The sequence below is a fragment of the Thiocystis violascens DSM 198 genome, assembly GCF_000227745.2.
In the GTDB taxonomy this organism is placed as follows: Bacteria; Pseudomonadota; Gammaproteobacteria; order Chromatiales; family Chromatiaceae; genus Chromatium; species Chromatium violascens.
The window spans coordinates 924,860-937,595 of sequence record NC_018012.1; the positions used below are offsets into that span (position 1 = coordinate 924,860).

Here is a 12,736-nt window from a genome sequence, read left to right on the forward strand (position 1 = left end):
AATCAAACCGTTGTGGTCAACCGCCGCAGCAGGATGCGCGCCTCCGCCAGCCAAACCCAGGTTTCGGAGACCGCTGGCAGACGGTCATGATGCATGATCAATCGACGGGCACGCTCATTCCACGCATGGGTGCGCTCGACAACCCAGCGCTTCGGCAGCGGAACGAAGCCGTCGGCGTTGGCGATCACCACTCGGTCAGGCGCCCCGTCCACGTGCCAGGAGCCAACGCTTTTGTTGGCTGGATGGCGCACGACTTCCACGCGGATCGCGTGGGTCTGCTCGGTGGTTTGGGCAAATTGACCGGCGTAGGCGCTATCGACAAACAGCGTGTTGATCTGGGGGTACTTGGCGGCCGCGTCAGCGACGGCGCCCGAGGCGGCATCGCGGTCCTGAAGATTGGCCGCGACCACGCTCACCGCCAACACGAACCCCAAGGTATCGACCACCAGGCTGCGCTTGCGCCCCTTGACCTGCTTGCCCGCATCAAAGCCGCTCGGTCCACCCTGCGGCGAGCCGCGGGTCGATTGCGCATCCAGCACCGCCGCCGTCGGCGCGATCTCACGCCCCTCGCGTTCGCGCCATTGCCCCCGCAGTCGATCATGCATCTGCTCAAACTTCCCAGCCGCACTCCAACGGCGAAACGTCTTGTAGACATTCTGCCAAGGCGCGAAATCGTGCGGCAGCATCCGCCACGCGCACCCCGTGCGCACCACGTAGCAACACGCCTCCAGGATGCTCCGGCGCGACACGCGGGGCGGTTGACCCCGCCCGCCCGGCATCTCAAAGAGAGCGGCGACCAAGTCCCACTCCGCATCGGTCAGACAACTTGGGTAGCTTTGGTCGGGGTCGTGGCGACGATGCGCATCCGTATACCCATACCGACGCGGCGTTGCGCGCGCTTGCGCCTCGAGACCACTCTCGCCCCGGAGGCGCGTGACGCCCGCCTCCCGCAAGGACTTGCGAATCGTTGCTTCATGAGCCTCGATTCCCGTCCGTGCCGCGAGTTCCCGGGCAATCTCTGACAGCGTGGAGGTCGGGCGATCCGTGACAATTTGACGCAATACCGCTTGCTCCGCCTCGTGAATCTTGGGGGGACGACCAGCTTTCGACATCAGCGCACACCAGCTCAGTTGTAGACTGGTATACAAATAGCAGCTCAATTATTTTTGTCTACACCCTCTGACGAATCCTCAAACATCCGCCGGGTCCGCCGTCGCGCCCGTGGGCCGCGGCATGATCCAACCGGCGATCAGGATCAGCACCACGCCGGCCAGCGAGATCCAGTACCAGCCGGACAGCGGGGTTGGACCGTATTCATAGACCGCCCCGGCACTGACCAGCAGCCGATCACCGCTCGACACGATGGCGCCGATCCCGAACGGCGGTTGCCACTCCGCACTGTCGGCCAGCAGCGGATCGCCCTCGGCGGCGAGCGTCTCGCCCTGCTCGGCGAGCGCCAGCGAGGACAGTCCGGCGTCGCCGCCGATCCACAAGCGCTCGCGACCTTGCCGTTCGCCGTCGGCGGCGATGTGTACCGACATCGCCCGTCTGCCGTCGAGCGCGGGATGCAGCGACCGCCAGGGTTGCCCCGGCCGTGACTGCCAGAACACGCCCTGATCGGTTCCCGCCAGCAATAGGCCGCCCTGGGTGGTGGCGAAGCTGAAGACCTTCACCGCTTCCGGCAATCCCTGACTGTTCGGCTGCCAGGCGGCGCCCGCCTCGGCCGCTGACGTGGACAGCACGCCCGCGCCGATGGTCCCTGCATGCAGCCAGTGCCCGTCGCCATGTCGCTGACCGCTCAGACTATAGATGTTTGCCACCGGCCCCGGCGCGGACCAGCGGCCATTGACGAGCAGACGCACGCCGCCAACGGTCCCCGCCAGCAGCCCCAGCTCGGTCTGCAACAGACTGCCGACCCGATCCTCCAGCGGCGACTCGCCGGCCGGCGGAAAGAGTCCCGCGGCGGTCCCTACCGGCGTGCGTCCCGGCTCGCCGAGCAGGGCCAGCACCGGCTGACCGCCCAGCGCCAGGTTTTCCCGCGTCCAGGCTCCGCCGCGCAGACGCCAGACCTCACCCGCCTGGGTGCCCGCCAGGATGTCGCCCTGGTCCGTGGCGACAAGGCTCGTCACATGTCCGGCCCCCGGCGGGCCAACTGGCGTCAGATGGATGCCGCCGGGCAGAAAAGGTCCGGCAACCGCGAGCAGCAGACCAAGGACGGTCAAGACGAGTGCGAATGTTTTGCGTTGATTCATCTGCGGTCTCCACGTCAGTCGAAAGAGAAGCGATGGCGACGCATCAATACTTACCGACCATCTTCATGATGAGCTTGTGAATGCTGTGGTATGACAAACCGGGATTCAGGTACATCACGGCACAGGTGCCAGTGCGCAGATTGATGCCTTTCTCCGCGGCCAGCGCGATGGCCTCCGGAGTATCGTGCGCCATGTGGACCCAGACATCGCGGATGCCCGCCGCCGCAGCGGCGGCGATCCAGTCGCGGGTCTCCGCTTTCGGCACCTCGACGATCAAGCCCTCGACGGGGCCGGGTAACTGCGCCAGCCCAGGATAGGCGACGTCGCCGTCGATGAAGTTGGCGCTGGGATCGACCGCATAGACCGTTTTGCCCATCGCCTTCAGTCCGCGATAGCTGAGAATCGGGAAGGGTTTGGCCTGGGAGCGACCGACGACGGCGTAGCTGGAGAGGGTAAAGAAGGTTTCGTAATTCGAGGCCATGAGATTGCTTTCCAGTTGAGTGAATAAATTAAATTTGGCACTTGGAACCGCAAAGGCGCAAAGGACGCGAAAAAACAGATGCTTGTCTCATCCGCGACCGTCACCCCGCAGGTGGCTTCCTCCGCATGGCTAGTGCTTTGAAAGACTTTGCGTTCTTTGTGGTTCAACTGCTTTTTTCAGGATAAATCGAAATGGGATCTGCGTCGTTCCCGACATCCGGCGCTTCCGCGAGATCCTGAGCGGGCGTCACCACCAGCCGTTTGCCGTTGATCAGCGCATCCGTCACTTTGCGGCGCGCCTGTGTCAGGGTCCGTGACAGAGTCGTGCGTGAGACGCCCATCCGCAGCGCGCAGTCTTCCTGATACAAGCCTTCGAGGTCCGCCAGCCGCAGGGCTTCCAGTTCGTCGGCGCGCAGCACCACGCTATCCATGCCGCATCCCGAGCGGCCGCAGGGTTTGAAACAGAGAAAGCCCGGATCGAATCCAATCCAGCGGGCACGTCGTCGTCGACCCGGCACTGTGCCTCCTAAGCGTGGTTCGTGCTGATTTGAGATGCCCAGTTAAACGCACATATGTTCTTTTTGCATTGACAAATATCAGGGTAATTCGCTCGGGAAAACGGCGATGATGTCGATCAGAAAAGTCGGCAATCGGATTTTATCCAAGTGGCGTGGGAAGCCCGCCTGTCATAGGGCCGGCGCCGCTCGCATCAGCCAGGAGACAAGCGTCCATGAGCGAACAAGCTGTGAACAAGACGAGACGGCGCGTGCTCGTCGCCGCGACCGGACTGGTCGGCGCCGTGGGCGTCGGCTACGCGCTAGTTCCGTTCGTCGCGTCCATGAATCCGAGCGCCCGCGCCCGGGCCGCGGGCGCGCCGGTCGAAGCGGATGTTAGCAAACTGGAGCCGGGCGGACTGTTGCGAGTCAAATGGCGGGGACAGCCCGTGTGGATCGTGCACCGGACGCCCGAGATGCTCGCCTCCCTGGCCAGCAACGATCCCAAGCTGGTCGACCCGGCATCCGGGGTACCCCAGCAGCCGGCGTATTGTCAGAACGCCACCCGCTCCATCAAGCCGGCGTATCTGGTCGCGATCGGCATCTGCACCCACTTAGGTTGCTCGCCGATCTACCGGCCGGAAGTCGCGCCGGACGACATGGGCGCCGATTGGAAGGGCGGTTTCTTCTGCCCCTGCCACGGCTCGCGTTTCGATCTCGCGGCACGGGTGTTCAAGAATGTTCCGGCGCCCACCAACCTGGTGATCCCGAAACACGCCTATCTCAACGAGACGACGATCCTGATCGGCGAGGATGGCGGCGCGGCCTGATGCCGGCCCCAGAACCTTTGCGAACCGAAATTCGGTGAAGCAATCACGATTAACGCTCAAATAGAACACGGGAGAACAGCATGCCATTCAAAGACGGAACCGGTCCGAGTCAACCAGGTCAGGGCCGAGGGCAAAGTCAAGGCGGGTGTCGCGGACGTCAGGCGGCAAACCGCGCGGGACTGAGTCACGCTGGAGGCCAAGGCGGCCGTGGACGCGGACTTCGCGGACGCGGTCAAGGCGCGGGCACCAATGGCAACGCCAATTCGATGATGTCCTGGATGCGGCAGCAGCTCAACGAGCTGCGGTCCATGGTTCAACAACTGACGGAACGGCTGGATGCGCCCCGTCCGGATTCGCATTCATAGGACACACTGAGACGAACTCATGAAACTTGCCATCTCTATCGCCGGTCAATCGCTTGATTCGCCCTTCGACGCCCGTTTCGGACGCGCCGAATCCTTCTGTCTGGTCGACTCGGACACCGGCACCTGGACGGTCCACGCCAATCCGGCGCTCTCGGCGTCGGGCGGGGCGGGCGTGCAGGCGGCGCAGTTCGTCGCCAGCCTCGGCGCGCGGGCAGTCGTCAGCGGGGCCTATGGTCCGAAGGCTTACGACACGCTCTCCGCCGCCAACATCCAGCGCTATCTCGCGCCGGGGAACGCGGCCCGCAGCGCCGCCGACATCCTGGCCGCGTTCCGGGCGGGGCAGTTGGCCGAAGCCGATGGCGCCACCCATGGCGGCCATCACGGAGGCTAGGGAATGATGCGGATCGTCGTTGCCAGCGGCAAGGGTGGCACGGGCAAAACCACCGTCGCCACCAGCCTGGCGCAAGTGGCCGCGGAACGGGACGCGGTGCGTTTCCTCGATTGTGACGTGGAAGCCCCCAACGCCGCGCTTTTCCTCCACCCCGACCTGGAGACGCATCGGGACGTTGGTATCCGCGTCCCGCGCGTGGACGCGCAAGCCTGTACCTTTTGCGGAAGGTGCGCCGAGATCTGTCAGTTCCACGCCATCGCCGTGGTCGGCAAAAAGGTACTGGTGTTCGACGATCTGTGCCACGGCTGCGGCAGTTGCACCTGGAACTGCCCGGAGCAGGCGATCAGCGAGCACTTGGCGGTAACCGGCGCGATCGACAGCGGCACGACACCGGAAGGCATCACGTTCGCCCAGGGCATGATGAACGTCGGTCAGACCATGGGCGTGCCCATCCTGCGCGAGCTGAAAAAATGGACCCCAGCGACCCGTGACGTGCCCCCTTCGACTTCGCTCAGGACAGGCCCTTCGACTTCGCTCAGGGCGAGCGGCGCGCTCGAAATCCGCGACGCCCCACCCGGCGCTTCCTGTCCGGTGGTGGAAACGATGCGCGGGGCGGATTTCGCGCTGCTCGTCACCGAGCCGACGCCCTTCGGTCTGCACGATCTGAAACAGGTCGCCGCCATCGCCCACGACTTGGGCATTCCCGCCGGCGTGGTGGTCAACCGCGACGGCATCGGCGACGACGCCGTTGGCACCTGGTGCGCCGACAGCGGACTGCCGATTCTGCTGCGCATCCCGATGGAGCGGCGCATCGCCGTGGCCATCGCCAGCGGTCGAACCTTGGTGGACGCCGCGCCCGACTACCGGCCCGGCTTCCACGACCTTCTGGAGCGCATCGTCGCCGGGGTGAACCCATGAAACAGCTCGTCATTCTCAGCGGCAAGGGCGGCACCGGCAAAACCAGCGTCACCGCGGCCTTCGCCCATCTGGCGTCCCAGGGGCCGTTCGCCGACCGGATTCTGTTGGCCGACGCCGATGTGGACGCCGCCAATCTGGAACTCGTCCTCCAGCCGCGCCGGCTCGACACCCAGCCGTTTCGCGGCGGCCAAGTGGCCGTGATCGACGACGACACCTGCATGCGCTGTGGCGACTGCGAATCGGTCTGCCGCTTCGACGCCATCGTCGAGATCGACGGGGGCTGGGCGATCGACCCCATCGCCTGCGACGGTTGCGCCGCTTGCGTCTATCAATGTCCGACCGAAAGCATCGCCATGCAGGAACAGACGGTCGGCGAATGCGCCCGATCCGACAGCCGTTATGGACCGCTCCATCATGCCAATCTGTCTCCGGGTCAGGAAAATTCCGGCAAGCTGGTCACCCAGGTCCGGCAGCGCGCCCGCCAGCACGCACTGGACGAGCAGCGCGAGTTGGTGATCGTGGATGGCCCGCCCGGCATCGGCTGTCCGGTGATTGCCGCCGTGTCTGGCGCGGATCTGGCGCTGTTGGTGACCGAACCGACGGTCTCCGGCATCCATGACCTGCGTCGCGCGCTGCAAACCGTCCAGCACTTTGGCGTTCCGGCACTGGTTTGCATCAACAAGGCCGATGTCTATCCGGACGGCGCGCGCGAGATCGAAGCCGATTGCGCCGCGCAAGGGATCGCCACGGTCGGCCGGATTCCCTTCGACCTGACCGTCGCCAGCGCCATGGTCGCGGGCGAGGCGGTGACCGTCTATCGCCCCGACGCCCCCGCCAGCCTCGCGCTGTCCGCGCTGTGGGAGCGCGTCGTACCCTTCCTGTTGGAAGCGCCGGCATGACCGCACGAAAAACCCTTTGAACAACTCACCTTTGAACAACCTAATCAACAACCAGGAAACTTGAGATGAAAATTGCCATTACCGCCGAAACCAGCCAGGGACTCGACAGCCAGGTTGCCCAACATTTTGGACACGCGCCCTATTTCATTCTGGTAGACATTGAAGACGGTGCGGTGACCGCGACGCGGGACATCGCCAATCCCTTCGCCGAAGCCCATCAGCCGGGCGAAATCCCGGAGTTCATCCGGCAACAGAACGCCGAGGTCATGTTGAGTGGCGGCATGGGCGGACGCGCCATCGAGTTCTTTACGCAGGCCGGCATCAAAACCGCCACCGGCGCGACGGGCACGGTGCGCGAATCGCTGGAAAAGTATCTCGGCGGCACCCTCGTCGCCGCCGCGCCCTGCGCCGAGAGCGTGGCGCACGGGCACGGCTGAACCGGAGACGCGCGGTTGAGACGGAGCATCCCTTGACGGCCTTCATCCTGACCGCCGGTCTCCTCGCGGCCGGTGTCGCCCTGACGCCGGCCCTGTTGCATCGCGTCTACCGGGCGCCGCGCATCCGCGAGCAGGGCACGCCCGCCGCGCTCGCCCTGCCCTACCGCAGCCTACGTATTCCGACCGTCAACGGCAAAACCCTGTTCGCCTGGCTGGTCTCGCCCGCCGAGCCCGCCGAACCCCTGCCCGCGGTGATCGTGCTGCATGGCTGGGGCGGCAACGCGGAACAGATGCTGCCCTTCGCCGCCCCGCTGCATCGCGAGGGCTATGCCGTGCTGCTGATCGACGCCCGCAATCATGGCCGGAGCGATACCGACGGATTCTCTTCCCTGCCGCGCTTCGCCGAGGATCTGGAACACGGACTCGACTGGCTCGCGCGCCAACCGGGCATCGACCCCAGGCGCCTGGCGCTGCTCGGACACTCGGTGGGCGCCGGCGCGGTGCTGCTCTTAGCGTCGCGCCGCCGCGATCTGGCCGCCGTCATCAGCATTGCCGCCTTCGCCCATCCGGAGCAACTTATGCGCCGGCAGTTTCGCGGCAACCGGATTCCCTGGACATTGGGCTGGCTGGTCATGCGCTGGGTCGAGCGAACCATCCAGGCGCGTTTCGACGACATCGCCCCCTGCCGGAGCATCCGGCACGTCACCTGCCCGGTGCTGTTGGTTCATGGCGAGACGGATTCGCGGGTTCCACCCGAGGACGCGGAGTGCATTTACGCCAATCGGCGAGATGCCTCGACTGAATTGCTGATACTTCCCGACACGGATCACGACTCCATCGACGCCATCGAAACGCATGCCGATGCGCTGCTCGCATTCCTCGGGAAAACCTGTCGCGGAGTGCTCCCGGTACCTCCCCAGGGGAAGGACGCGACGCGATTTTCGGACAGGCCGTTACCGCGACGGGTCTGAACGATTCGGCCCGGTCTGTCTGGAAGATCCGGCCAGCGATCCGAGCGAACGGATCGGCAGCGGATAGGGAACGCGGGAGAGGATCGTCGAGAGATCAGATCGATGGGCGAATGAGCCGCAGCGTCCCCAACGTCTCCGGCCGTCCCCGCAGATGCCGGTGCGGCAAGGAGGCGATTCGATCATCGTGGCGGTTTCATGCAAGGTTTGATCGAATGTAACCCACGATGCCCCAGGATGAAACGGGCGATTCGCCTGGATCGCCCACCTCCCCTCCCGAGCGTCCCTCAAAATCGCATCGGCAGCGACAGATTCACCGAATAGTCCGGGGCGTCATCGGTCAGTCCGATGCCCAGGCTGACGGAGAGCAGGGTGCGCCGCCCGAGGATCGAGGAGGCGCCCAAGGCCAGGACGCTGCTCACTTGGTCGCTGCCGGCGATCCGATGGCCATTGATTTCGACTTCCCCGCTGAAACTTTGCACCAATGCCAGACTCAGGGATGTCTCGGGGCTCGCCGCCAGCGAGACTCCCAGCAAGAGTCCCCATTGGTCGCCAGGCTTGATGTCGTCCTTTTCAAACGTCGTGGTGTAGGAAAGCGACGTCGTGAAGGCGAGCGGATCCTGTCGCTTGAGCGCGGTCAGCCCGAAGCGCAACTCGTTGTAGCCGATCCCCATGGGCACGACCCCGTCCATCTGGTCGCCGGTATCGGTATCCCAGGTCACGCGCCCGACCAGGTCGGGACGCCAGCCGCGCTCGCGCAGCAGGGTGGTTGCGAACCCGACCTTGATGTCCCCCACGGAACTCCCCTGATTGCTCGTCTCATTGACTCCAGTGAGCCCAACGGGTAGCACCAGGGATTGATCGACCCACCGGTAAGGGAGATCCAATTCAAACTGGGACGAAAAAGGCAGACCGGCACGTATCCTCAGTCCCAGATCGAACTCGTTGCGGCGCGTCAACGCCCGCCGGATGCCGATCGCGCCATCCGCGACGATCAGCATCGACTGGTCGGATTCACGCCGGACGTAATTGAAATTTGGCTCCACGTCGAACTGTTTGGGACCGAGCAGAAGCGCGCCTTCGGCGGTCAGGGTCCGTTCGAGTGCGCGTTCGGCCGCCAGTTCGTCGACCGCGATCGCGCCAGGGCCCGCCGCCTTGGGTGCGCCGACGGCGGGCGCGGATGGCGTCCGTTCCGAGCCAGGCGACGCCACGGACGTTTTTGCCGCCCACGATTCGTCTCCCGTTGGCGAGCGGCTGGCGCGTTGTTGCTCCAGTTCCTTGACGCGCTGGAGCAACTCGTCAACCGTGCGGCGCAGCGAGTCGATCTCGGCATTGACTCCGGACGGCGCAGCCAACGCAGCCCACGGATGACTTAACGCCATGGCCAGGACGATAAACGAGGCAGCGGCCGCGCGGCGTGGGTATTCCTGTCTTCGCATTTCCATGATGACTTTCCCGATCGGTGAGTGACTGTGGTTATCGAAAATCCGGGGCACCGCAGCAGCATCAGGGCGAATCCACACGCGATCAGTGCAATGGTGGCGGGCAGCGGAATCGCCCCATGCCAGTTCTCGAGATCGAGAGGCGCGGCGATTCCGGCAAATGCGAGCATGCCGTTGACGGGCGCATCGAATGACGCATTCCAGAGGTTCTTGCTCAAGGCAAGGTCATCGACGCCGAGGAACAACTCCGGCAGATACGTTGAGTCCATGGTCAACAGATCGGCGAGTCCATCGAGCCATCCGGAACGGTCCGGATTCACGTCCAGAATATTGAGAATCGGCGCGAACAGATTGAATCCCTGGAACTGAAACAGGCTGTCCTCAAGGACCAGCGCGGGCAGGCTGGCGCTGAGCAGTGGCGCGCCTTGGCTGTCTGTCAGTGTCAGGGTGCCACCGACAAAATAGCGCCGCCCATCCGACTCACCGAAGTAGCGAAAATCGCCGATCTCGATCTTGCCGCCAGAGAGCAGCGCATCGTCGGCCTGGTCAGGGAGAACGCCGCCGCTCCAATTGATTGGAAGCGGGTCGAAGCGAAGGATGCCGGTTTCGGGATCCCAGTACACTCGCGGGGCATCCTCGCCTTCAGGCACAGGACGGGAGCCAACGCCGGACAGAACCGGAAGGCTTGCCCGTGGCGCCGCCGCGATCGAGACCTCGGCGCGGGTGTCGACAATACGCAGTGAGATGGATTGTTCGCTCGCGGGCAGGGCGATGGATGTTTGAAGCAGGATGCCAGGCGCGAAGACCAGCGAGTCGCCGACCCAACCCTGGAAAGCGCTTGAATCAAGGCCATCGAAGACGCGGAGGCTGGCCTCCCCATCCTCCAGCCAGGCGAGCAGGCTCACCTCCCCGAGACTTTGTTCCTGCCCGGTCGCTGATACCTGAAAGAACTGGACTCGCTGGCTAACCAAGGCCAGTCCGCCGATCGGCTCCACGTCCAGAATCAGCCAATCGTCCAGGTACCAGCTCAGATTGAGCGAAGAGCCGCCGTTCGAACCGTTCAGGATTGCGCCATCCAGCACGCCCTGGCTGACCGTGCCCGCGCGCGCGAACAGTAATTCGGCAAAACTCGCGGCCGCCAACGTCTCGCTGCTCCCGCGAAAGACGACGAGTGGTTCATCTGGTGCAATCGCCCCCCCGACGACAACCTGGTCCGCGACAATCGCCGACAGATCCACACTCGATCCGGCTTGGTAGAGGCTGATGCCATTGGTCGCCAGAACCGGAAGCCCGAGAGCATCCTGGATGGCACGCACTGTCGTCGACATGGACACGGCCACACTATTTGTTGCCACGCTCGCGTAAGCGGCTGGATTGGCGATCAGAGTGGGCTGACCGCCGGAAATCGTCACCAGAGTAATGATGTTGCTCGCGGTCCGCGCACTGGGGATTTCTCCAGCGGGAGCGCTGCCCATCCAGGAACTCAGGACGCCAACGATGAGCATCCAGGACTTCCCGAAACCGCTTCGACCCGATGCCATGGTCGCCTCAACGCACTTTGTGCAGTTGACGAGCGTCAAATGGCAAGACCTGCTGACCATTGAGTGGACGCCGGATCTGGATGCCCGTCTCGACCGGTGACGAAGCCTCCAGATCGGTATCGAGATTGATGTCATATTTCCGGATCAGCCGATAGAGCGTTGCGCGGGTCACGTCCATGCGTCGCGCGGCCTCGGAAACATTGCCGCCGGTCTGCCGCAGGATTCGGGTCAATAATTCATGCTCGGCGCGGGATCGGGCATCGTTCAGCGAACCGCCGTTACCAGCCCTCGCGAGATCGCCCAACCCAAGATCATTCGCGCCAATCAACGGCCGCTCGCAAGTAATCACGGCACGACGCACACGGTTGATGAGTTCTCGCACATTCCCCGGCCAGGCGTGCGACCGCATCGCCTTCCAGGCATTCTGGCCAAAATCCTTGACTTTGTGGGTTCGCTCGTGGAGATGGGTTTGGAAGGCGTGGCGGGCGAGGATCTCGATATCCTCGATCCGTTCCCGCAGAGGCGGCAACGTCAAGCACAGGACATTCAGCCGATAATAGAGATCCTCGCGGAACCGGCCTTCCTTGACCGCGCGTTCGAGATTGGCATTGGTTGCCGCGATGACTCGCAGATCCAGATCGATTTCGGCATATCCGCCGACGCGCTGCACCCGATGCTCCTGTAGTACGCGCAGTAGGTTGACCTGTTGCTCGGACGGCAGATCTCCAATCTCATCGAGAAAGATGGTTCCCGTATTGGCCGCTTCGAGCTTTCCGATCACCCGTCGCTCGGCCCCTGTGAACGCACCTTTTTCGTAGCCAAACAATTCCGATTGGATCAATGACGCCGGTAAAGCTCCGCAGTTCACCGTCACGAGCGGGCCTGTGCCGCGTCTCGACAGGGCGTGAATGGCGGAGGCGGTCAGCTCCTTGCCGGTTCCGGTCTCGCCAATGATCAGCACCGGGGCATCCGGTACCGCAAAGGTGATAATGGATCGTCTGACCGCCTTGATGGCGTCGCTGATACCGACGATACCGAATTGCGCGGACGCGTCGCGATCGATCTCACTCATCTTTTGGCGAAGCTCGGTCATTCCGTGAGCGCGTCCAAGCGTCACGGCCAACCGTTCAAAGGGCACTGGCAGAGTACTGAAGTCATAGCAGAATCGCGCAATGGCGCGACGTATTTCCGCATGCTGTAGGTGCTGGGGAGCGATCAGCGCAATCCAGTTGAGGTCGCTTCCGGAAATATCGACCAACTGCGGAAGCAACTGTGCGCCGGTCTCCGGATCGCTGATTTCAACGAGCCCGACCGAGAGTTCGCGACCATGACAGATCTCGGTTACCTGGCCGAGATCATCCGCAATATAGGCGTTCCAGCCCGCTTCGCAGAGATGTTGCGTCAACCCGGTCCGAGGCGGACTGGCGACATAGATCAGATTTCGCACACGAGTCGAATAGGCACTTCCATTCGTTTGCATTCGTAGTCAGCCTCCTTCCCTCTTCATGCACACTCAGGGGACTCAGCAATTCCTGATGTCGAGATCTGCGCCGGAAGATAAGGAGGGCTTCGCTTGACCCGCCCCTGTTCGCCGAACGCAGTTTCTCAAAATCGAAGCAATCTTCAGCCAGGCAATCGAGTTCATTGGCGACAGAATAAACGAGGAAGATACACTCAAGTATCCGGGGAACTACTCATTCCCAAACGCGCCACGACATC

13 protein-coding genes are annotated in these 12,736 nt (G+C 63.6%); 6 read left to right on the top strand and 7 right to left on the bottom strand.

Features of this window, described 5'->3' with window-relative positions:
* Positions 1–2 precede the first annotated feature (2 nt).
* The 4 genes from THIVI_RS04190 to THIVI_RS04205 form a co-directional block, all read right to left on the bottom strand.
* The gene (locus THIVI_RS04190) at positions 3–1,112 is read right to left on the bottom strand and encodes an IS5 family transposase (RefSeq protein WP_041447215.1); all 1,110 of its coding nucleotides are present in this window, start codon (positions 1,110–1,112) and stop codon (positions 3–5) included.
* A 78-nt stretch (positions 1,113–1,190) separates the two neighbouring features.
* Complete coding sequence (locus THIVI_RS04195) at positions 1,191–2,252, bottom strand: hypothetical protein (RefSeq protein ID WP_014777382.1); 1,062 nt, start codon at positions 2,250–2,252, stop codon at positions 1,191–1,193.
* Between the two features lie 43 nt (positions 2,253–2,295).
* On the bottom strand, positions 2,296–2,733 hold the full coding sequence (locus tag THIVI_RS04200; RefSeq protein WP_014777383.1) for a CoA-binding protein: 438 nt from the start codon (positions 2,731–2,733) through the stop codon (positions 2,296–2,298).
* Positions 2,734–2,896: 163 nt separating this feature from the next.
* Positions 2,897–3,250: a DUF134 domain-containing protein gene (locus tag THIVI_RS04205; protein WP_052314955.1), complete on the bottom strand. Its 354-nt coding sequence runs from the start codon at positions 3,248–3,250 to the stop codon at positions 2,897–2,899.
* A gap of 212 nt (positions 3,251–3,462) precedes the next feature.
* On the opposite strand from THIVI_RS04205, the gene petA reads away from it, so the two are divergent.
* The 6 genes from petA (at position 3,463) to THIVI_RS04240 (ending at position 8,037) form a co-directional block, all read left to right on the top strand.
* Positions 3,463–4,056, top strand: coding sequence for a ubiquinol-cytochrome c reductase iron-sulfur subunit (gene petA, locus THIVI_RS04210; RefSeq protein ID WP_014777385.1), 594 nt, complete (start codon positions 3,463–3,465; stop codon positions 4,054–4,056).
* A gap of 384 nt (positions 4,057–4,440) precedes the next feature.
* The gene (locus THIVI_RS04220) at positions 4,441–4,812 is read left to right on the top strand and encodes a NifB/NifX family molybdenum-iron cluster-binding protein (protein ID WP_014777387.1); all 372 of its coding nucleotides are present in this window, start codon (positions 4,441–4,443) and stop codon (positions 4,810–4,812) included.
* A gap of 3 nt (positions 4,813–4,815) precedes the next feature.
* Entirely contained in the window at positions 4,816–5,730 is a 915-nt protein-coding gene (locus THIVI_RS04225; RefSeq protein ID WP_245537374.1) for an ATP-binding protein, read from the top strand.
* On the top strand, positions 5,727–6,629 hold the full coding sequence (locus tag THIVI_RS04230) for an ATP-binding protein (protein WP_014777389.1): 903 nt from the start codon (positions 5,727–5,729) through the stop codon (positions 6,627–6,629). The genes THIVI_RS04225 and THIVI_RS04230 overlap by 4 nt, the downstream gene beginning before the upstream one ends.
* A 65-nt stretch (positions 6,630–6,694) precedes the next feature.
* Positions 6,695–7,066: a NifB/NifX family molybdenum-iron cluster-binding protein gene (locus THIVI_RS04235; RefSeq protein ID WP_014777390.1), complete on the top strand. Its 372-nt coding sequence runs from the start codon at positions 6,695–6,697 to the stop codon at positions 7,064–7,066.
* A 32-nt stretch (positions 7,067–7,098) separates the two neighbouring features.
* Complete coding sequence (locus tag THIVI_RS04240) at positions 7,099–8,037, top strand: alpha/beta hydrolase (RefSeq protein WP_014777391.1); 939 nt, start codon at positions 7,099–7,101, stop codon at positions 8,035–8,037.
* A gap of 284 nt (positions 8,038–8,321) precedes the next feature.
* Here THIVI_RS04240 and THIVI_RS04245 read toward each other — a convergent pair whose 3' ends face one another.
* Genes THIVI_RS04245 through THIVI_RS04255 form a run of 3 tightly spaced genes read right to left on the bottom strand, consistent with a single transcriptional unit; the run spans position 8,322 to position 12,497 of the window.
* A complete protein-coding gene (locus tag THIVI_RS04245) occupies positions 8,322–9,479 on the bottom strand; it encodes a transporter (RefSeq protein ID WP_041446823.1) in 1,158 nt (385 codons plus the stop codon).
* The gene (locus THIVI_RS04250; protein WP_157174360.1) at positions 9,407–10,981 is read right to left on the bottom strand and encodes a hypothetical protein; all 1,575 of its coding nucleotides are present in this window, start codon (positions 10,979–10,981) and stop codon (positions 9,407–9,409) included. Before THIVI_RS04250 ends, THIVI_RS04245 begins: the two co-directional genes overlap by 73 nt.
* A 43-nt stretch (positions 10,982–11,024) precedes the next feature.
* On the bottom strand, positions 11,025–12,497 hold the full coding sequence (locus THIVI_RS04255; RefSeq protein WP_014777394.1) for a sigma-54 dependent transcriptional regulator: 1,473 nt from the start codon (positions 12,495–12,497) through the stop codon (positions 11,025–11,027).
* Positions 12,498–12,736 lie beyond the last annotated feature (239 nt).

Excerpts from the sequence above, each read along its gene's own strand:
- THIVI_RS04230 (WP_014777389.1), top strand. The coding sequence starts at position 5,727 with ATGAAACAGCTCGTCATTCTCAGCGGCAAGGGCGGCACCGGCAAAACC.
- THIVI_RS04195 (WP_014777382.1), bottom strand. The coding sequence starts at position 2,252 with ATGAATCAACGCAAAACATTCGCACTCGTCTTGACCGTCCTTGGTCTG.
- petA (WP_014777385.1), top strand. The coding sequence starts at position 3,463 with ATGAGCGAACAAGCTGTGAACAAGACGAGACGGCGCGTGCTCGTCGCC.
- THIVI_RS04220 (WP_014777387.1), top strand. The coding sequence starts at position 4,441 with ATGAAACTTGCCATCTCTATCGCCGGTCAATCGCTTGATTCGCCCTTC.
- THIVI_RS04245 (WP_041446823.1), bottom strand. The coding sequence starts at position 9,479 with ATGGAAATGCGAAGACAGGAATACCCACGCCGCGCGGCCGCTGCCTCG.
- THIVI_RS04200 (WP_014777383.1), bottom strand. The coding sequence starts at position 2,733 with ATGGCCTCGAATTACGAAACCTTCTTTACCCTCTCCAGCTACGCCGTC.
- THIVI_RS04235 (WP_014777390.1), top strand. The coding sequence starts at position 6,695 with ATGAAAATTGCCATTACCGCCGAAACCAGCCAGGGACTCGACAGCCAG.
- THIVI_RS04190 (WP_041447215.1), bottom strand. The coding sequence starts at position 1,112 with ATGTCGAAAGCTGGTCGTCCCCCCAAGATTCACGAGGCGGAGCAAGCG.
- THIVI_RS04255 (WP_014777394.1), bottom strand. The coding sequence starts at position 12,497 with ATGCAAACGAATGGAAGTGCCTATTCGACTCGTGTGCGAAATCTGATC.
- THIVI_RS04225 (WP_245537374.1), top strand. The coding sequence starts at position 4,816 with ATGATGCGGATCGTCGTTGCCAGCGGCAAGGGTGGCACGGGCAAAACC.
- THIVI_RS04250 (WP_157174360.1), bottom strand. The coding sequence starts at position 10,981 with ATGCTCATCGTTGGCGTCCTGAGTTCCTGGATGGGCAGCGCTCCCGCT.